Genomic DNA, 18,150 nt, shown 5'->3' with positions numbered 1-18,150 from the left:
GTCGCGCGCTGGTTCGACGAGCCGCGCGTGCGCGACGGCTGGACGGGCGTGCAGCCCGGCGCGGACGGCCAGCAAGGCGCCGCACCCGATGCCGATCCGCACGTGACCCCGCTCGTCGGCTGCTTCGACGGCGAACCGTTCGCGTATTTCGAAGCGTACTGGCTGAAGGAAGACGCGCTCGCGCCGCACGTCGCGGCGCGCGACTACGACCGCGGGCTGCGGATGCTGGTCGGCGAGTCGCGCTGGCGCGGCCCGCATTGCGTGGCGGGCTGGCTGCCGTCCGTCGTTCATTACCTGTTTCTCGACGACCCGCGTACCGAAGCGGTCGGCTGTGCCGTTCCGGCCGGCCACGCGCGGGTTGCCGACCATCTCGCGCGGCATGGCTTCGCGCGGCAGCGCCGTCTCGCGCTGGCCGACGCGCAGCCGCTGTGGATGCGTACGCTGCGCGAGACGTTCTTCTCCGGCCGTCACGTCTGACGCGCCGGATTCACCGACAAGGGAGCTGAGACATGCAGAGAGAAACCGTATTCGACCTGATCGGCGTCGGCTTCGGGCCGTCGAATCTGGCGCTGGCCATCCGCCTCGAGGAACGGCGCGCGACGCGCCCGTTCGCCCATTGCTTCGTCGAGCGCCAGCCGGAATTCGGCTGGCACCGCGGGATGCTGCTCGACGACTGCCGGATGCAGATCTCGTTTCTGAAGGATCTCGTCACGATGCGCGATCCGAAAAGCCGCTACACGTTCATCAACTACCTGTTCGAACGCGGCCGGCTGAACGAATTCGTCAACCTGAAGAACTTCTATCCGACCCGCGTCGAATTCCACGACTACCTGAGCTGGGTCGCCGAAGCGTTCGACGAGCACGTCCATTACAGCGAGACCGTGCTGGCGATCGAGCCCGTGCGCGGCGACGGCGCGAAGATCGACGCGCTGCGCGTGCTGTCGCGCGACGCGGCCGGCCACGAACGCCAGCGCGTCACGCGCGCGCTGTCGGTCGGCGTCGGCGGCACGCCGGCGATTCCGGACGCGTTCGCCGCGCTCGGCCGCGACCGCGTGATCCACTCGTCGTCGTACCTGACCGACATCGACCGGCTCGTCGCGTCGCCGGACGGCGAGCGCCTCCGCGTCGCGGTGATCGGCGCGGGGCAGAGCGCGGCCGAGGTGTTCATCGATCTCGCGCGACGCTTCCCGCATGTCGACGCGAGCCTCGTGATGCGCGCGGGCGCACTGAAGCCGGCGGACGACAGCCCGTTCGTCAACGAGATCTTCAGCCCCGAATTCACCGACGTCGTCTATGCGCAGCCGCACGACGCGCGCCGCGCGCTGCTCGAGCGCTATCGCGACACGAACTACGCGGTGGTCGACCGGCCGCTGATCGAGCAGATCTACGAAATGCTGTACCTGCAGCGCATCGACGGCACGCCGCGTCATGCGCTGCTCGCGAACAGTGCGATCGAGGCCGCGGTGCGTACCGCCGACGGCCGCATCGAGCTGACGCTGCGCGACCGGATGAGCGGCGCCACGCGCGTCGAGCGCTTCGATGCGCTCGTGTTGGCCACCGGCTACCGCCGCGACACGCATTCGGCGCTGCTCGAAGGGCTCGCACCGCACCTGGGCGATGCGCTTGTACGCGGCGACGTCACGCGCGACTACCTGCTCGCGACGCCCGAGCACTTCGCGCCGCGCATCTACCTGCAAGGCTGCTGCGAAGACAGCCACGGCCTGTCCGATACGCTGCTGTCGGTACTGGCGCGCCGCGCGGACGAAATCTGCGCGTCGCTCGAAGACGGGATCGTGCCCGCCCATGATGAAGGCGCGACCCGGGAATCACAGGAAAAACGACAGGAAAACGGGGTGAGCGCGAGCCGGATGGCTTTCGCTCTTTGACAAAGGCGCGGTCGGAGACCGCATGAAAAAAGTGGAGCAGAGAAAGATGGAGTGGGCAACAGGCACGCGTTTGCGTGCGATCGCAGCCGCGGCGAGCGTGGCGTTCGGTGTGGCGGCAGGGCAGGCACATGCCCAGACGGCGCCGGCCGGGAACGCAGGCGCAGCGGCGTCGGCCAGCAGTGCGCAGAACGGTGCGTCGGCGAGTGCGTCGACCGGCACGCTGCCGACGATCAACGTCAACGCGGCCTCGGAAGGAGACGGCACGGTCGGGCTCGTCGCGAAGCGCAGCCGGACCGGCACGAAGACCAATACGTCGATCAACGAGATCCCGCAGACGATCAACATCGTCACCGCGCAGCAGATCGAGATGACCGGCGCGACCGACGTGAACGCGGCGCTGCGCTACGTGCCGGGTTTCTCGTCGTACGGCTCGGATAACCGCTCCGACTGGTACGCGGCGCTGCGCGGCTTCACGCCGACCGCGTACGTGAACGGGCTGCAGGTGCCGAACACGATCAACCTCGCGAGCTGGCGCGTCGATCCGTACATGATCGACAGCATCAGCGTGCTGCGCGGGCCGACCTCGGTGCTGTACGGCGCGGGCGACCCGGGTGCGATCGTCGACGTGCAGACCAAGCTCGCCGACGGCGAGCGCGTGCGCGAGGCCGGCGTGCAGATCGGCAACTACGCGCGCAAGCAGTTCATGATCGACGTAGGCGACAAGCTCGACCCGGACGGCAAGTACGCGTACCGGTTCGTCGGCGTCGCACGCGACGGCAACGCGCTGACCGGCCCGAACAACGACCAGCGCGTCGCGCTCGCACCGTCGTTCCGCTGGCGTCCGAACGCGGATACGTCGCTGACGCTGTCGGCCACTTATCTGCAGGACTGGGGCGATATCTCGTCGAACTTCCTGCCCGCGCAGGGTACGGTGCTGCCGAACCCGAACGGTCAGATCAACAAGGACGTGTACGAAGGCGATCCGAACTTCAACTACTACCGCAAGAAGCAGTGGTCGGTCGGCTATCAGTTCGAGCGGAACCTGACGCCGGCGTGGACGTTCCGCCAGAACACGCGCCTGATGCACCTGTCGCTCGACAACGGCTCGGTATTCGGCAACGGCTTCGTCGACGGCAGCACGACCGACGTGTCGCGCTGGGCCGGCGTGTTCCAGATGAACTACAGCCGCTTCGACATCGACAACAACCTCGAAGGTCGCTTCGCCACGGGGCCGCTCCAGCACACGCTGCTGCTCGGGTTCCAGTACAACCGCCAGACCGCGACCGACAGCGAGTGGCTCGCTGCCGCGCCGCCGCTGAACATCTACAACCCGGTCTACCTGCCCGTCACGACGGCGGTGTTCACGCCTGACTCGACGTTCCGCACCAACACGTACACGACGATGAACACGTTCGGCCTGTACGCGCAGGACCAGATCAAGTGGAACCGCTGGACGCTGACGCTCGGCGGCCGCGAGGACTGGGTCAACATGCGGATGGATGACCGTGCGGCCGGCACGTCGACGAAGGCGGACGTCACGGCATTCACCGGCCGCGTCGGCCTGACGTACCAGGGCGACTACGGGCTGTCGCCGTACGTCAGCTACGCGACGTCGTTCAACCCGCTGATCGGCGTGAACCTGGTCGGCGGCGGGCTGGCGCAACCGACGCGCGGCAAGCAGATCGAGGCCGGTCTGCGCTGGCAGCCGCCCGGCAAGAACCTGATGCTGAACGCGGCGATCTACCAGATCAACCAGACCAACGTGCTCACGACCGCGCTGCCGAACCAGGACCCGACCGGCACGAAGTCGGTGCAGACGGGCGAGGTGCGTTCGCGCGGGATCGAGCTGAGCGCGACCGGCAAGGTCACGCCGAACCTGTCGTTGATCGCCTCGTACGTGTACCAGGACGTGAAGAACGTGAAGGCCAACGACGCGTCGCTGAACAACTGGCCGGTCGACATCCCGCGTCCGCGCCAGATGGCGTCGCTGTGGACCGACTGGACGTGGCACACGGGGCCGCTCGCGGGCTTCGGCCTCGGCGGCGGCATTCGTTACCAGAGCGCATCGGCCGGTGCGGCCGACAACTCGCTGACGGTATCGAGCGTCACGCTGTTCGACGCGGGCGTGCACTACGACACGCGTAACTGGCGCTTCGCCGTGAACGGGACGAACCTGTTCAACCGCCACTACATCAGCGGTTGCCAGTCGTCGAACGTCTGCGTGTTCGGCACCGACCGCACCGTGATCGCGACCGCGAAATACAACTGGTGACGACGCGCGCCGCGGCTCGCCGGCCGGCCTTCGTGGCCGGCGCGGGCCGGCCGCGGCGCCTTCGTCCGCTTTTCCACGACGCATCCATGCCGAAGAAAAATCTCGTCTACATCCAGTCGCTGCGCAACGGCGCGGCCGATCGTGCCGGACAGCCGGTCGCTTATCAGGGCGGTACGCGCTACATGAAGGCGCCGCTCGAATTCCTCGTCGAACGCCTGAACGACTCGCCGCTCGGCGAGCGTTACACGCTCAAGGGCGTGATCGTCGACGACGACGACGGTTCGCCGGCCGACCGCGCGAAAGTCGCCGACTACGGCTTCGCCCGCACGCCGGGCCGCCCGTGGATCCTGCCGGAAGGGTTGACGGTGCAGGGCCGGCCGGTCGACGAACTGTTCTGCTCGATTCCGTCGACGTACCGGCGGCTGCCGCGCGACGCAAGCGAGCGCGCTGCGGGCAAGCAGGCGTTCGAGCGCCGCCTGCTCGAGCGCCTGCTCGAACTCGAAGCCGAGGTCGTCGTGCTCGACGGGCTGCTCGTGATCCTCGACGAACTCGTGCGGCCCGGCGCGCGCTTTCACCGGCGCATCGCCAACATCCACCCGGGCATTACGGCCGATGGTTCGCCGTACCAGCGGCGCGGCGCGTGGGCGACGCTCGATGCGCTGCACGGCGCGCGCGGCGAACGGGTCGACTGGGCGAGCGGCGCGACATCGTCCGTCGAGCCCGTGCTGATGACGGGTGCGTCGTTCCACTACGTCGACAACGGCATCGATTCCGGCGAGGTGATCAGCGACGTGCTCGACACGCCGATCGCGCCGGACGACACGATTCTCGAACTGCGCTGGAACAACTTCCAGCGCAGCCTGTTTCCGGCACTCGAGCGGGGGCTGCACGTCCTCGCCGACCGCCACGACGCGGGAGCACTGTGATGGAAGACACGCTGACGAAACCGGCCGGCGCCGCGGACGCCGTCGAAGGTGAAGTGGCCGCCGCGCTCGACGGCGCCGTACACGGACAGGCAATGGCAGTCGCCGAGCACACGCTCGACGCGTGGCGGCCGGACGACTCGCCGGACGTACTGCTCGCGGCGTTCGTCGCGCTGTTCAACACCGACACGCGTTACGACGCGGCGACGATCACGGTGCCGCTCGGCGGTGCCGATGCGGCGGCAATCGCGTCGTACGTCGCACGCGCGGTGCGCGAGGGTGTGATCGACGGCGCGCAGGTTGCCGGCGACACGCTGCGCGTCACCGTGTCGCGCGCGACGTTCTGGCAGAACCCGCGGCCGTGGCTGAAGGCGCCTGCTTCGGGCGGGATGCCGCTGCGCCATGTGATCACGAACGGCCACCGGCACCCGGTGCGGCCGCCGTCGCCGGCCGGCGAAATCTATGCGCGCTACATGCCGCAGGTCGGGATGACGTTCAGCCTGCGCACCGTCGACATCGACGCGCACGCGGACCTGTTCAGCGGCTGGATGAACCTCGATCGCGTCGCGCATTTCTGGGACCAGCGCGGCACGCGCGACGAGCACGCGGCGTATCTCGCCGAGCGGCTCGCCGATCCGCACATGCACCCGATGATCGGCTATTTCGACGACAAGCCGTTCGGCTATTTCGAGTTCTACTGGGCGAAGGAGGACCGTCTCGCGCCGTTCTATGACGCGCACGACTACGATCGCGGGCTGCACCTGCTGATCGGCGACTCGCGCTTCCAGAGCGCCGGCAAGCTGCATGCATGGTGGAGCGGGGTGCTGCACTACATGTTCGTCGACGAACCGCGCACGCAGCGACTCGTGGGCGAGCCGCGCGTCGATCACGTGCGGCACATCGCGTACATGCACCGGCTCGGGTTCTACACGCTGAAGGAATTCGACTTCCCGCACAAGCGTGCGGCGCTCACCGTGATCGAGCGCGATACGTTCTTCGACACTTTCCGGTTGCCGTGACGGTGCGGGTGCGCGGTGCGGCGCCGCGGCACGCCCGCATCGGCCGTCCGGGATAGGGGCTGCGCGGCCTGCGTCGTGAAGAATGGATCGCTCTCCTCATCGACGACAGGCTCGCGACATGGCAAAAACTCCCGCGACAGCCGCGCGTTCGGCGCGTGTCGCCGGGTTATCGCTCGAAGACCGGGCGGCCTGAGCGCGGCCTGGTATCCACACGGTCGCGCGGCTGTTCCGCAGCCGCGCGTCACGTGCGGGGCGCGGGTTGGTCAACGAGAAAGGCGGTGCGGAACGCGTCGAGATACCGGTCGACGTCGTCGCTGAATTCACCGGGCAACAGCGCGAACGCGCGTGCCAGCAGATCCTGGCCGAGCGCCGCATAAGTCGCATCGTCCGACAACAGCGCGCGGATCGCGTCCCGCGTCTGCGGCGAAGCAATCCGTTGCGCCTCTCGGGCGAGCAGCGCGGCAGCGGCGAGGCCCGGCTGGAACGCGTGCATCTCGAGCAGGTCCGGCGCGGTATCCCAGATACGTTCGCGATTGCCGGCGTCGTGGAAATTCCGCAGCAGGAACAGCAGGTCGTACGCGTCGCTGTTCTGGCGCGCACGCCGGTCCTTCCACGCGAGCAGCTTCAGTAGCGCCAGCGCCGGCAGGCTGGCCACCGGCACCACGGTGCGCGCGTCGATCGACACCGGCAGTGCGGTGTCCACGGCTTCCTGAAACCCGAGCACGTTCAGCACGAATTCACCGCCGGGCGGCCACACGATCTCGCCCGGCGGCGTTTCGAGTGGCCCGAACGGCACGAGATCCAGTTCGGTGCGAAAACCGTGTGCGCCGCTGTCGAACAGCAGTTTCTGCTGCTGTTTCGGCGCGCGCGTGAATTGCCCGGTAGCGACGAGTGCCTCGATCAGCTGTTCATGAAATGGCCAGCTCACCACACACACCGCAACGTCGACGTCGCGCGTCGCGCGCACCGGCCGGATGCCGTGCACGTGCCACATCAGGATGTCGCGCGCGGTTGCGCCCGCCACCACGAACGCCGCGTCGAGGTGTGCGCAGGCCGAGCTGACGGCCTGCAGCAGCGCGACCGCCGCGGGCTCCAGCGGCCGGCGTGCGTCGACTTCAAGCGGGCGGGTGGGCGAGGTATCGGTCATGGATGCGATCGGCGATGGCGAGATTGCGACTGTCGCCGGACGAGACGAGATCCGCGTAGATCAGCAGCGGCGGCACGACCGGTACGTCCTGCTCGCGCCAGTCGAGCGCCGCGGACGGCGGCCAGAACGCTTCGACGAGTTCGACGTCGCCACGCTCGTCCGGACGCAGGCGGCCCTGGAGCAGCAGCCGGTTCGATGCAGGGCCGTGCGTATAGACGGTGATCGCGGCGGGTTTCAGGTCGTGCGTCAGCAGGTCGGCCGCCGGCTCGCTGCCGAGCCGCGCATCGAATGCCGCGAAATCGAAGCCGCGCCACCAGTCGGGCGCGAGGCTGGCAAACCGGCGGCTCGGCAGTTTCGCGCGCAAGCGGCTCGGGTAGAGCGCGACCCATTCCTGCACGAAGCGCGGCCAGTCGGGAATCAGGCGCTCGCCGTTGCGGCGCTGCCCGACGAGGCCGCGCGCGATCAGATCGTCCATCGCGAGATTGACCGTGCCGAGCGCGACGTCCGACGCGGCGGCGATCGCCCGGTACGGTTGCGCGACGAGGCCCGGATGTGTCGCGAGCGCGAACATCACGGCCAGCCCCTTCGGCGTCGTCGCGCGCGATGCCTGTCGGCGCGGTGTGCGTGCGGGTTTCGGCCGGCCCGCGATCATCACGGTTGCCTCCGGCTGAATCAGGCATGCGTTGCCGGCGGTATCGAGAAACGGGATGCCCTGGTCGGTCAGCCCGGCGGCCAGTTCGGCTGAAAGATACGGTGCGACCAGCATCAGCGGCCGCTCGCCGGGCGTCGCGGTACCGCCGCCGCGGCGGCGCATTTCCGCGAGCGCGCCTGCCAGCGATTCGACGCGCAGGCTCACGGCGACCGGCATCTCGAATGCCTGCCCGGCAACGTCGAAGCAGATCATGGCGTCGGCATGCGCGTTGCTGGCGGCCGGCACGCGCACGGGCCGCGCGCGAAAGCGCCGGGTCGCGCTTTCGAACGCGGCGCAGGCTTCATCGAGCACGTGCTGTTCCGACACGGAGAGGGAAAGGTTCGCGGGCATCGAATGGAATCGGATGTTCACTTTTCTGTCAGCGTACACAAATAATGTACAACCGTCAAAAAGTGAACAAGAATTCGCAAGCCTTTGATGGATAGGCACTATTCCATGATGCTGAGCGATAGTCACTGGTGCCCTCATGCGCAAGAAATCGATGGATGGCTCACAGCTTCACGCATCTGGCTCCGGTGCGGCAGTCGTCCGGATGGCCGGCTTGCGCTTGTCGTGCACAGCATTCACCAGCGGCAACTGCTGGTTGCTACCGCGACGACTTTCCGTCTGCCCGGTTGCCGTCGAACCGACTATCCTTGCCTGCACATTCCCGCAGCACAGCACCCCAAGGAGACGACACCGTGACGCACAGCGTGATTCCCGCAGGCCTCGCCGACGAAATGATCGAGATCCGGCACCGCATCCATGCCCACCCCGAGCTCGGCTTCGAGGAATTCGCGACGAGCGACCTCGTCGCGGAGCAACTGCAGTCGTGGGGCTACACGGTGCATCGCGGGCTCGGCGGCACGGGCGTCGTCGCGCAGTTGAAAGTCGGCAACGGCACTCAGCGTCTCGGCCTGCGTGCCGACATGGACGCGCTGCCGATCCACGAGGCCACGGGCCTGCCGTACGAGAGCAAGATCGCCGGCAAGATGCACGCGTGCGGCCACGATGGCCACACGGCGATGCTGCTCGCGGCCGCGAAGCATCTCGCACGCGAGCGTCGCTTCTCGGGCACGCTGAACCTGATTTTCCAGCCGGCCGAGGAAGGGCTCGGCGGCGCGAAGAAGATGCTCGACGAAGGGCTGTTCGAGCTGTTCCCGTGCGATGCCATCTTCGCGATGCACAACATGCCCGGCTTCCCGACGGGCAAGTTCGGCTTCCTGCCGGGGCCGTTCATGGCGTCGTCGGATACCGTGATCGTCGACGTGCAGGGCCGCGGCGGCCACGGCGCGGTGCCGCACAAGGCGGTCGATTCGGTGGTCGTCTGCGCGCAGATCGTCATTGCGCTGCAGACGATCGTGTCGCGCAACGTGTCGCCGCTCGACATGGCGATCGTCACGGTCGGCGCGATCCACGCGGGCGAGGCGCCGAACGTGATTCCCGATCGCGCGCAGATGCGCCTGTCGGTGCGCGCGCTGAAGCCCGAGGTGCGGGACCTGCTCGAGACGCGCATCAAGGAAGTCGTGCATGCGCAGGCGGCCGTGTTCGGCGCGACCGCGACGATCGACTACCAGCGCCGCTATCCGGTGCTCGTCAACGATGCGGAAATGACCGGGTTCGCGCGCAACGTCGCACGCGAGTGGGTGGGCGATGCGAACCTGATCGACGGGATGGTGCCGCTCACCGGCAGCGAGGATTTCGCGTTCCTGCTCGAGAAGCGGCCGGGCTGCTACCTGATCATCGGCAATGGCGACGGGGAGGGCGGCTGCATGGTGCACAACCCAGGCTACGACTTCAACGACGCGGCGCTGCCCACCGGCGCGTCGTACTGGGTGAAGCTGGCGGAGTCGTTCCTGGTGTGACCAGGGAAACGACGCATACGGCGCGAGGCTGGACATCGGCAGGGTTGCCGCAGCGGCTGAGCGCCCGAAGTAGCAAACTTTGGTAAATGATGGCCGCCTTGAAAAGGAGGTGACTCATGTCGCGATACACATCCGTTTACCTGGGCGACCACTTTGCCGAATTCGTCGATGCTCAAGTGCAGTCGGGACGATACGGTTCCGCGAGCGACGTCGTAAGAGCCGGTTCGCGGCTTCTCGAATCACAAGAAACGCAGGCGCGCGCGTTGCAGGAAGCGTTGAAGGCCGGTGAGGCATCGGGAGAACCCAAGCCATTCGACAGAGAGGCCTTCCTGGCCCGCATGCGGCCGACACATGACGGTTAAAGGCAGCGTCAGCTCGCACCGCTGGCCGAACTCGATCTCGAAGACATTTGGCGCTATACCGTCGTGCATTGGTCGCTCAAGCAGGCAGACCTTTACCACCGCGATCTGATCGGAACAATGGAAGCGCTGGCGCGCGGTGAAAAGGTCGGTCGGACTTGTATTGTTCGCGATGAATATTTCCGGTACGCAGTGGGCTCCCACGTCGTGTTCTATCGCGAAACGGAATACACGATCGATGTGATTCGGGTCCTGCATCAACGAATGGACATCGAACAACATCTGTAGTCGCACAAAGCAGGTGTGTGATCGTTGCGATGAGGCCAGCAATCCCGGTATGACTCGTGCGATCCCGACCCGAGCGAAGCATCGATCAGTCTAGAGCGCTTCCCCGCTGAATAACGCCGTCACCGCATCCGGATTCGACGGCCAGTACATGTGCATGTACGTCGCGACGATCGCATCGCGACAATAGACGGCTTCGCCGCTGCCCGATGCGCCGTCGGGGTGTACGGCATTCGCGACCGGTTCCATCGGCGTCGCGAGCCGCGAATAATGGAACGTATGCCCACGCATCGTCCCACCGCGCGTTTCGAGCTGCTGCATGCCGAGCGCCGCGAACCGGCGCTGCATCGTCGCCTGACCCGGCAACAGCCCCAGCATCGGCGTCGTCACGCCGTCCACATCGGTCAGCGATTCGCACAGATACACCATCCCCCCGCATTCCGCGACGATCGGCTTGCCCGCTGCCGCGTGCGCGCGAATCGACCGCGCGGTCGTGGCATTCGCCGCGAGCCTTGCCGCATACAGCTCCGGATACCCGCCCGGCAGGAACAGTGCGTCGCAGTCGTCCGGCACGGGTTCGTCGGCGAGCGGCGAGAAGAATCGTACCTGCGCACCGAGCGTGTCGAGCAAGGCGAGATTCGCCGGATAGATGAACGAGAACGCTATATCGCGCGCCACCGCGATCCGCTTGCCGGCGAGCGCACGCGGCAGCGGCGCTGCTGCATCCGGTTCCGCGAACGCAACAGCCGGCGGCAACTCGGCAAGCGCCGTTTGCGCGAGCGCATCGGCCGCGCGATCGAGCCGCGCATCGAGATCGTCGATGTCGTTCGGCTGGTGCAGGCCGAGATGCCGCTCCGGCAGCGCGATGCCCGCATCGGCCGGCACGTGCCCGAGCCAGCGCAAGTCGTCGGGCAACGCCTGTTGCAGCAGTTCCGCATGCCGGGCCGAGCCGACGCGATTCGCCAGCACGCCATGAAACGGCAGCCCCGCCCGGAACCGCGCGAGCCCGAACGCGATCGCCGCGAACGTCTGCGCCATCGACTTCGCGGAAATCACCGCGACGACCGGCACGCCGAATGCAACCGCGAGGTCGGCACTGCTCGGCGTGCCGTCGAACAGCCCCATCACGCCTTCGATCAGGATCAGGTCGGCATCGCGCGCGGCGTCGGCAAGCAGCGCGCGGCAGCCGGCCTCGCCGACCATCCCGAGGTCGAGCGCATGCACGGGCGCGCCGCTCGCGCGTTCGAGCAGCATCGGATCGAGAAAATCGGGCCCGGTCTTGAACACGCGCACGCGGCGGCCGAGCCGGCGGTGCAGCCGCGCGAGGCCGGCCGTCACCGACGTCTTGCCCTGGCCCGACGCGGGCGCACTGACGAACAGCGCGGGGCAGGCCGGCATGCTCAGAACTCCACGCCGCGTTGCGCCTTCACGCCTTGCTCCTTGTACGGATGCTTGACGAGCCGCATTTCGGTGACGAGGTCGGCCGCGTCGATCAGCGCGTCGGGCGCATGCCGCCCGGTCACGACGACGTGCACCGAATCGGGACGCGCGGCCAGCGTCGCGAGCACTTCGTCGAGCGGCAGGTATTCGTACTTCAGCACCGTGTTCAGCTCGTCGAGGATCACCATCCGGTAGTCGCCGCTTTCGATCATCCGGCGCGCCTCGTCCCAGCCCTTGCGCGCGGTCGCGATGTCGGCGTCGCGGTTCTGCGTGTTCCACGTATAGCCGTCGCCCATCGTCACGAAATCGCATTCGGCCACCGCGCCGAGGAAGTCGCGCTCGGACGTGTGCAGCGCACCCTTGATGAACTGCACGACACCGAGCCGCATGCCGTGGCCGAGCACGCGCACGGCCATGCCGAACGCGGCCGTGCTCTTGCCCTTGCCGTTGCCGGTGTTGACGATCAGCAGGCCCTTTTCATTGGTGGCGGCGGCCTGCTTCTTCTCGTGGCCCGCACGGCGGCGTTCGGTCATCCGTTGATGGGATTCGGCGTCGGTTTTCATCGGATTCGTCCTGTCGAAAGAAAGCGAAACAAAGGATTCAGAGCGGGCCGGCGAGTGCGACCGTCACGCCGTCCCGGATGGATTTGGGGCCCAGCAGCCGGCCGTGCGGCGCCGCGAGCTGCGCGCACGGCTCGGCCACGCCCGCGACGCCGAAGCGGGCGAGCGCGGCATCCGACGGGCCGCTCGCGGCCAGTTCGGGGCGGCTCGCGAGCTGCGCAGCGTCGAACGCAACCAGCGGCCAGCCGCGTCGCGCGCACAACGTGCGCAGCGCGCGGTCACGCGCCTTGTCGGCGAGCGTGGCGACGAGCGCCGGTTCGGCGGCCGGGTACAGCGTCAACGCCGCGCGGATCGCGGCATCGAGCTGCGCGGCCGTCACGCCCGCGCGGAAACCGACGCCGAGCGCGACGCGCATCATGCGCCGCTGCCGAGCGCGGCACGTACCGCGGGATCGGCGGCGAACGCCGCGACGCGGCCGATCACGACGATCGCCGGCGAGCCGATGCCGGTTGCCCCGACGCGTTCGACGAGCGTGTCGAGCGTCGCGAGCACGTGCCGCTGCCCGGGGCGCGTCGCGTTCTCGATCGCCGCGCACGGCGTATCGCCGGGCAGGCCGCCGTCGCGCAGCGCGGTTGCAATCGCGTCGAGCCGGCGGATGCCCATGTAGATGACGATCGTCATGCGCGTGGCCGCGAGCGCGCGCCAGTCGGGTTCATCGGCGCCCGCGCCGTGGCCCGTGACGAAGATCACCCCCTGAGCGTCGCCGCGCTGCGTGACCGGTATGCCGATTGCGGCCGGCGCGGCGATGCCCGCGGTGACGCCGTTCACGACCTCGACCGGGAATCCCGCCGCGCCGAGCGCGGTCAGCTCCTCGCCGCCGCGGCCGAACACGAACGGATCGCCGCCTTTGAGCCGCGCGACGCTGCGGCCCGCTTGCAGATGCGCGAGCATCGCGGCGACGATCGCTTCCTGCGGCGTCGACGCATGACCGCCGCGCTTGCCGACGTGCTCGATGAGCGCATCGGCACGCGCATGGCGCAGCACGTCGGGATTCACGAGATCGTCGACGAGCAGCACGTCCGCCGCGCCGATCGCGTGGGCGGCCTTGAGCGTCAGCAGGTCGGCGTCGCCGGGGCCGGCGCCGATGAGCCAGGCGCGGCTCATCGGGCGTGGCACGGCGCGCACCGTGTCGAAACAGTGAAACAGGGCAGGCAGGCGGCGCGGCGGCGGCCAGCGGACAGGTCAGGCATGACGGATCGAACGAAGCCCGCGCGGACGCGGGCAAAATGCGCACCCCATCCGTCCCCCGCGGATCGGGCGTTCGGCGAGCGTCGGGCTCGCCCCTTGCGTCGGCCGGTATCCGGGCTGGCCGCTTGCCAGGCCGCAGCCTTCCCGCCCGGCTGAAGGGCAGTGGCATCGTGGGCGGCATGGACGCGTGCGCGGGGAAGCGCGTCGCGCGGGCGGCGTACCGTTGCGGGGACAGCACAGGCCGGGCGGTGGTCCGCCTCCTGTTTCCCGTTTAACTGCAGGCGCGGAATGCGCATGCGAGCACCGAACGCGGCGCATACGATAGCACAGCGATCCACCCGTGCGAACCGCCGCGCACGGCTTCCGGCCACGCGCGCCGGGCATGGGAAACCGGGCCCGGCGGCCCGTTCCGCCTTGACGCTCCCCGCACCGCCGCCTACACTCGCACGCGTTTTGGTGCTCGCGCGCGCCGCTCCGGCATGCGCAGTTAAACGGGAAACAGGAAGCCTGCCTGCGCCGCAGTCGAGCCAACCTGTGCTGCCCCCGCAACGGTAAGCGAACGCGTCGCGCGCAAGTGTGACGCAACGCCGCTTCGCCGCATGCCGCGCGCATGCGGACGACCGCCACTGGATGCCGCGTGCATCCGGGAAGGCGAAGCGGCGTGTTCGCCAGCCCGGATACCGGCCTAAACGTTGGGGTTCAGCGCCGCGGGGAGGCGGCGCATCGTCCACGGCCGCAGCAGGCCCGACGCCCGCGTGTCGCCCGTTTCCTCCGCCGATCCGTCCCTGCGCGAACCCGCGCCGGCCGGCGCGGCGAACGGCAGGCGGCGTGCAGCGGGCCAGCGGCAGCCGTGTTGGCACTCACGATGTCGACCGTTCGCAAGGAAGCACCATGTCCGATTCGTCGTACCACCTGTCCCGCGACTGTCCGTCCGGACCGCGCGACGGCACGCCTGCGATCCGCCAGATGAACTGCCACGCCGCCATCGACGCGACGATCCCGTCCTGATTCCATCTTCGACACCGGACCTACCATGACCCTACGCAAGCTTCCCGTCACGATCGTCACGGGCTTTCTCGGCAGCGGCAAGACGACGCTGATGCGCCACATCCTGCAGCACGCCGAAGGCCGCCGCATCGCGGTGATCGTCAACGAATTCGGCGAGCTCGGCATCGACGGCGAAATCCTCAAGGGCTGCGGCATCGGCTGCGAGGATGCCGAGGGCGCGCAGGGCGAAGCGGCGGGCCAGCTATACGAACTCGCGAACGGCTGCCTGTGCTGCACCGTGCAGGAAGAGTTCTATCCGGTGATGGAAGCGCTCGTCGAGCGCCGCGCGGACATCGACCACGTGCTGATCGAAACCTCGGGCCTCGCGCTGCCGAAGCCGCTCGTGCAGGCGTTCAACTGGCCGACGATCCGCAACAGCTTCACGGTCGACGCGGTCGTGACCGTCGTCGACGGGCCGGCCGCCGCAAGCGGCCAGTTCGCGGAAAACCCGCAGGCCGTCGACGCGCAGCGCCGCGCCGATCCGAACCTCGACCACGAATCGCCGCTGCACGAGCTGTTCGCCGATCAACTGTCGTCCGCCGATCTCGTGATCGTGAACAAGGCCGATCTCGTCGGCGATACGGAGTTTGCACAGATCGAAACCGCGATCCGCGACGAAATCCCGCCGCAGGTGAAGATCGTGCGCGCGACGCGCGGCGAACTCGACCTCGCACTGCTGCTCGGCCTCGAATCGGCATCGGAAGAAACGATCCACCTGCGTCACGATCATCACGGCTCGGCCGACGACGGCGATCACGATCACCATCACGACGATTTCGACTCGGTGGTCGTGTCGGGCGACGCCGGCACGCGCGAAGCGACGATCGCGGCGCTGCAGCGCGTCGTCGAGGCGCACACGATCTATCGCGCGAAAGGCTTCGCCGCGCTGCCCGGCGCGCCGATGCGGCTCGTCATCCAGGGCGTCGGGCGCCGCTTCGACAGCTATTTCGACCGTCGCTGGCAGGACGGCGAAACGCGCGCGAGCCGCTTCGTGCTGATCGGCGAGGATCTCGACGCGGCCGCGCTGCAACGCGCGTTCGACGCCGCGTGCGCGGCCGAGCCGCAACAGGCGTAACGCACGATGCATCTGCTGCGCACCACACCGGGAGGCTTCGTCGACGATACTCAGGGTGTCGTCCGGATCGACCAGCAGCCGGCCGAGATCGTGATCCTGAGTTCGGCCGACACGACGCTGTCGCTGCTCGCGAGCGTCGTGCCGCACCTGCCGGCCGGCTTCCCGAGCGTGCGGCTCGCGAACGTCACGTTCCTGCGGCAGCCGGCGTCGGTCGACTTCTACGTCGACGACGTGCTGCAGCATGCGAAGTCGGTCGTGATCGACCATCTCGGCGGCGAGGCGTACTGGCCGTACGGGATCGAGCAGGCCGTGTCGCTCGCGTCGAAGCGCGGGCAGCAGCTCGCGATGTTCTCGGGCGACCTGCAGGAAGACCCGAACCTCGTCGCGAAGAGCACCGTCGCGCCCGACCTGTGCAGGCTGTGGTGGCGCTATCTGCGTGAAGGCGGCGTGCACAACGCCGAAGCGCTGCTGCGCAGCATTGCATTCCACACGCTCGGGTTCGGCGACGAACCCGAACTGCCGCGCCCGCTGCCGGCCGCGGCGCTGTATCACCCGGCGCGCGACCGTGCGAGCGTCGACGACTGGCGGCCGCGCTGGACGCCCGGCGCGCCCGTCGTCGCGATCCTGTTCTATCGCGCGCACTGGCAGGCCGCGAACACGGCCGTGTTCGATGCGCTGGCCGACGCGCTCGTCGAGGAAGGGCTGAATCCGCTGCCGATCGCGGTCACGTCGCTGAAGGACGCGGTGAGCCGCGAGGTCATCACGCAGCTCTGCGACACGCATGGCGTCGCGCTCGTGCTGAACACGACCGCGTTCGCGGCCGGTGCGATCGACAGCCCCGAACACGACGTGCTCGCCGGCGATGCGCCGGTATTGCAGGTGATCCTGTCCGGCGGCAATCGCGACGCGTGGGTGGCCGACAACCAGGGCCTGCATGCGCGCGATATCGCGATGCACATCGCGCTGCCGGAAGTCGACGGCCGCATCGTCACGCGCGCGGTTAGCTTCAAGGGGCTCGCGTACCGCTGTCCGCACACCGAGGTCGACGTCGTGCGCTACCAGCCGGACGCCGAACGGATCGCGTTCGTCGCGGCGCTCGCGCGCGGCTGGTGCCGGCTGCGCACGCTCGACAACATCGACAAGCGCGTCGCGCTGATCCTCGCGAACTATCCGCAAAGCGAAGGGCGGATCGGCAACGGCGTCGGGCTCGACACGCCGGCCTCCGCACTGCGCGTGCTCGCGGCGCTGCGCGACGCAGGCTACGCGGTGGCGGACCTGCCGCCCGACGGCGACGCGCTGATCGCGCGGCTCACCGAAGGCGTGACCAACGACGCGGCCGTGCATGCATTGCGTCCCGCATTCCAGAGCTTCCCGCTGGCCGACTACGTCGCGCGTTTCGCGCGGCTGCCGGTGGCCGTGCGCGACGCGCTGAACGAACGCTGGGGCCCGCCCGAAGCCGACCCGACGCTGCGGCACGGGCGCTTCACGATCGCCGGCTGGCGCGCGGGCAACGTGTTCGTCGGCATCCAGCCGTCGCGCTCGCGCGGCGAGAACGACTACGCGAGCTACCACGACGCGGATCTCGTGCCGCCGCACGCGTATCTCGCGTTCTATTTCTGGCTGCGCGATGCGTATCGCATTGACGCGGTCATCCACCTCGGCAAGCACGGCAACCTCGAATGGCTGCCGGGCAAGAGCGTCGCACTGTCCGACGCGTGTTGGCCCGACCTGACGCTCGGGCCGCTGCCGCACCTGTACCCGTTCATCGTCAACGATCCGGGCGAGGGCAGCCAGGCGAAGCGCCGCGCGCAGGCCGTGATCATCGATCACCTGATGCCGCCGCTCACGCGCGCCGAAAACTACGGCCCGCTGCAGGATCTCGAACGGCAGGTCGACGAATACTACGAAGCGCTGATGGTCGATGCACGGCGCGCGAAGCTGCTGCGCAAGACGATCCTCGCGACGATCGCCGAGCACCGGCTGCATGACGAGCTGAGCGTGTCGCCGCCGCGCGATACGGGTGACGAGGATGCGCTGCTCACGCGCGTCGACGCGTGGCTGTGCGAACTGAAGGAGGCGCAGATTCGCGACGGGCTGCACGTGTTCGGCGAGTCGCCCGCCGAGCGCCAGCGGCGCGATACGCTGCTCGCGCTCGCGCGCTTCCCGGTGGGCGACGGCAAGGGCGCACGCGCGGGGCTGATCGGCGCGCTCGCGCGCGATCTCATGCTCGGCGACGACTTCGATCCGCTCGCGGCCGACTGGGCCGCGCCGTGGGCCGGCCCGCGACCGGCGATCCTGCAGGCACTCGACGCATCGCCGTGGCGCCACAGACC

At 68.5% G+C, this 18,150-nt stretch carries 16 protein-coding genes and 2 riboswitches; of the genes, 10 read left to right on the top strand and 6 right to left on the bottom strand.

Annotation, left to right across the window (positions count from 1 at the left end; all coding sequences use genetic code 11):
• The 5 genes from G3O06_RS39475 to G3O06_RS39455 all read left to right on the top strand — a co-directional run.
• Positions 1 to 477 (top strand): GNAT family N-acetyltransferase (locus G3O06_RS39475; RefSeq protein WP_205819329.1); only part of this gene is annotated, 477 nt, incomplete at its 5' end.
• Between the two features lie 32 nt (positions 478 to 509).
• Positions 510 to 1,886, top strand: a complete 1,377-nt coding sequence (locus G3O06_RS39470) for a lysine N(6)-hydroxylase/L-ornithine N(5)-oxygenase family protein (RefSeq protein WP_205819328.1) — start codon at positions 510 to 512, stop codon at positions 1,884 to 1,886.
• A gap of 22 nt (positions 1,887 to 1,908) precedes the next feature.
• Positions 1,909 to 4,158 (top strand): TonB-dependent siderophore receptor, encoded by a 2,250-nt coding sequence (locus G3O06_RS39465; RefSeq protein WP_174969127.1) that lies wholly within the window; start codon positions 1,909 to 1,911, stop codon positions 4,156 to 4,158.
• 86 nt (positions 4,159 to 4,244) lie between these two features.
• On the top strand, positions 4,245 to 5,084 hold the full coding sequence (locus G3O06_RS39460; protein ID WP_205819327.1) for a formyltransferase family protein: 840 nt from the start codon (positions 4,245 to 4,247) through the stop codon (positions 5,082 to 5,084).
• Entirely contained in the window at positions 5,084 to 6,100 is a 1,017-nt protein-coding gene (locus tag G3O06_RS39455) for a GNAT family N-acetyltransferase (RefSeq protein ID WP_205819326.1), read from the top strand. The genes G3O06_RS39460 and G3O06_RS39455 overlap by 1 nt, the downstream gene beginning before the upstream one ends.
• A gap of 241 nt (positions 6,101 to 6,341) precedes the next feature.
• On the opposite strand, the gene G3O06_RS39450 is transcribed toward G3O06_RS39455, so the two are convergent.
• Entirely contained in the window at positions 6,342 to 7,247 is a 906-nt protein-coding gene (locus G3O06_RS39450; protein ID WP_174969125.1) for a nucleotidyl transferase AbiEii/AbiGii toxin family protein, read from the bottom strand.
• A complete protein-coding gene (locus G3O06_RS39445; RefSeq protein WP_205819325.1) occupies positions 7,216 to 8,289 on the bottom strand; it encodes a type IV toxin-antitoxin system AbiEi family antitoxin in 1,074 nt (357 codons plus the stop codon). Before G3O06_RS39445 ends, G3O06_RS39450 begins: the two co-directional genes overlap by 32 nt.
• A 350-nt stretch (positions 8,290 to 8,639) precedes the next feature.
• Between G3O06_RS39445 and G3O06_RS39440 the strand changes: the two genes are divergently transcribed.
• From G3O06_RS39440 to G3O06_RS39430, 3 genes are all read left to right on the top strand, one after another.
• Positions 8,640 to 9,803 (top strand): M20 aminoacylase family protein, encoded by a 1,164-nt coding sequence (locus tag G3O06_RS39440; protein ID WP_205819324.1) that lies wholly within the window; start codon positions 8,640 to 8,642, stop codon positions 9,801 to 9,803.
• 116 nt (positions 9,804 to 9,919) lie between these two features.
• A complete protein-coding gene (locus tag G3O06_RS39435; RefSeq protein ID WP_174996990.1) occupies positions 9,920 to 10,165 on the top strand; it encodes a type II toxin-antitoxin system ParD family antitoxin in 246 nt (81 codons plus the stop codon).
• Between the two features lie 63 nt (positions 10,166 to 10,228).
• Complete coding sequence (locus G3O06_RS39430) at positions 10,229 to 10,450, top strand: type II toxin-antitoxin system RelE/ParE family toxin (protein WP_346779584.1); 222 nt, start codon at positions 10,229 to 10,231, stop codon at positions 10,448 to 10,450.
• A gap of 90 nt (positions 10,451 to 10,540) precedes the next feature.
• Here G3O06_RS39430 and G3O06_RS39425 read toward each other — a convergent pair whose 3' ends face one another.
• Genes G3O06_RS39425 through cobA form a run of 4 tightly spaced genes read right to left on the bottom strand, consistent with a single transcriptional unit; the run spans position 10,541 to position 13,611 of the window.
• Positions 10,541 to 11,845, bottom strand: a complete 1,305-nt coding sequence (locus G3O06_RS39425; RefSeq protein ID WP_205819323.1) for a cobyrinate a,c-diamide synthase — start codon at positions 11,843 to 11,845, stop codon at positions 10,541 to 10,543.
• Positions 11,846 to 11,847: 2 nt separating this feature from the next.
• Positions 11,848 to 12,450, bottom strand: a complete 603-nt coding sequence (gene cobO / locus G3O06_RS39420; RefSeq protein WP_122945335.1) for a cob(I)yrinic acid a,c-diamide adenosyltransferase — start codon at positions 12,448 to 12,450, stop codon at positions 11,848 to 11,850.
• Between the two features lie 37 nt (positions 12,451 to 12,487).
• On the bottom strand, positions 12,488 to 12,865 hold the full coding sequence (locus G3O06_RS39415; RefSeq protein ID WP_174969120.1) for a cobalamin biosynthesis protein: 378 nt from the start codon (positions 12,863 to 12,865) through the stop codon (positions 12,488 to 12,490).
• Positions 12,862 to 13,611: a uroporphyrinogen-III C-methyltransferase gene (cobA, locus tag G3O06_RS39410; protein WP_205819322.1), complete on the bottom strand. Its 750-nt coding sequence runs from the start codon at positions 13,609 to 13,611 to the stop codon at positions 12,862 to 12,864. The genes G3O06_RS39415 and cobA overlap by 4 nt, the downstream gene beginning before the upstream one ends.
• A gap of 169 nt (positions 13,612 to 13,780) precedes the next feature.
• A riboswitch (cobalamin riboswitch) is annotated at positions 13,781 to 14,018 on the bottom strand.
• Positions 14,019 to 14,132: 114 nt separating this feature from the next.
• A riboswitch (cobalamin riboswitch) is annotated at positions 14,133 to 14,399 on the top strand.
• A 329-nt stretch (positions 14,400 to 14,728) separates the two neighbouring features.
• On the opposite strand from cobA, the gene cobW reads away from it, so the two are divergent.
• Together cobW and cobN are read left to right on the top strand one after the other, a co-directional pair.
• Positions 14,729 to 15,817 (top strand): cobalamin biosynthesis protein CobW, encoded by a 1,089-nt coding sequence (cobW, locus tag G3O06_RS39405; RefSeq protein WP_174979983.1) that lies wholly within the window; start codon positions 14,729 to 14,731, stop codon positions 15,815 to 15,817.
• A gap of 6 nt (positions 15,818 to 15,823) precedes the next feature.
• Positions 15,824 to 18,150: cobaltochelatase subunit CobN (cobN, locus tag G3O06_RS39400; protein ID WP_205819321.1), on the top strand; the 2,327-nt coding region annotated here is incomplete at its 3' end.

Origin of the sequence: Burkholderia sp. Ac-20345, from assembly GCF_017104825.1 — a bacterium.
Classification (GTDB): domain Bacteria; phylum Pseudomonadota; class Gammaproteobacteria; order Burkholderiales; family Burkholderiaceae; genus Burkholderia; species Burkholderia lata_B.
Note: the sequence above shows the minus strand (reverse complement) of the source record. Positions and strands in the feature narration are given on the sequence as shown.

Coding starts and splice junctions, on each gene's coding strand:
- G3O06_RS39455 (WP_205819326.1), top strand. CDS start 5,084: ATGGAAGACACGCTGACGAAACCGGCCGGCGCCGCGGACGCCGTCGAA.
- G3O06_RS39465 (WP_174969127.1), top strand. CDS start 1,909: ATGAAAAAAGTGGAGCAGAGAAAGATGGAGTGGGCAACAGGCACGCGT.
- G3O06_RS39415 (WP_174969120.1), bottom strand. CDS start 12,865: ATGATGCGCGTCGCGCTCGGCGTCGGTTTCCGCGCGGGCGTGACGGCC.
- G3O06_RS39450 (WP_174969125.1), bottom strand. CDS start 7,247: ATGACCGATACCTCGCCCACCCGCCCGCTTGAAGTCGACGCACGCCGG.
- G3O06_RS39435 (WP_174996990.1), top strand. CDS start 9,920: ATGTCGCGATACACATCCGTTTACCTGGGCGACCACTTTGCCGAATTC.
- cobA (WP_205819322.1), bottom strand. CDS start 13,611: ATGAGCCGCGCCTGGCTCATCGGCGCCGGCCCCGGCGACGCCGACCTG.
- cobW (WP_174979983.1), top strand. CDS start 14,729: ATGACCCTACGCAAGCTTCCCGTCACGATCGTCACGGGCTTTCTCGGC.
- cobO (WP_122945335.1), bottom strand. CDS start 12,450: ATGAAAACCGACGCCGAATCCCATCAACGGATGACCGAACGCCGCCGT.
- G3O06_RS39470 (WP_205819328.1), top strand. CDS start 510: ATGCAGAGAGAAACCGTATTCGACCTGATCGGCGTCGGCTTCGGGCCG.
- G3O06_RS39445 (WP_205819325.1), bottom strand. CDS start 8,289: ATGCCCGCGAACCTTTCCCTCTCCGTGTCGGAACAGCACGTGCTCGAT.
- G3O06_RS39460 (WP_205819327.1), top strand. CDS start 4,245: ATGCCGAAGAAAAATCTCGTCTACATCCAGTCGCTGCGCAACGGCGCG.
- G3O06_RS39425 (WP_205819323.1), bottom strand. CDS start 11,845: ATGCCGGCCTGCCCCGCGCTGTTCGTCAGTGCGCCCGCGTCGGGCCAG.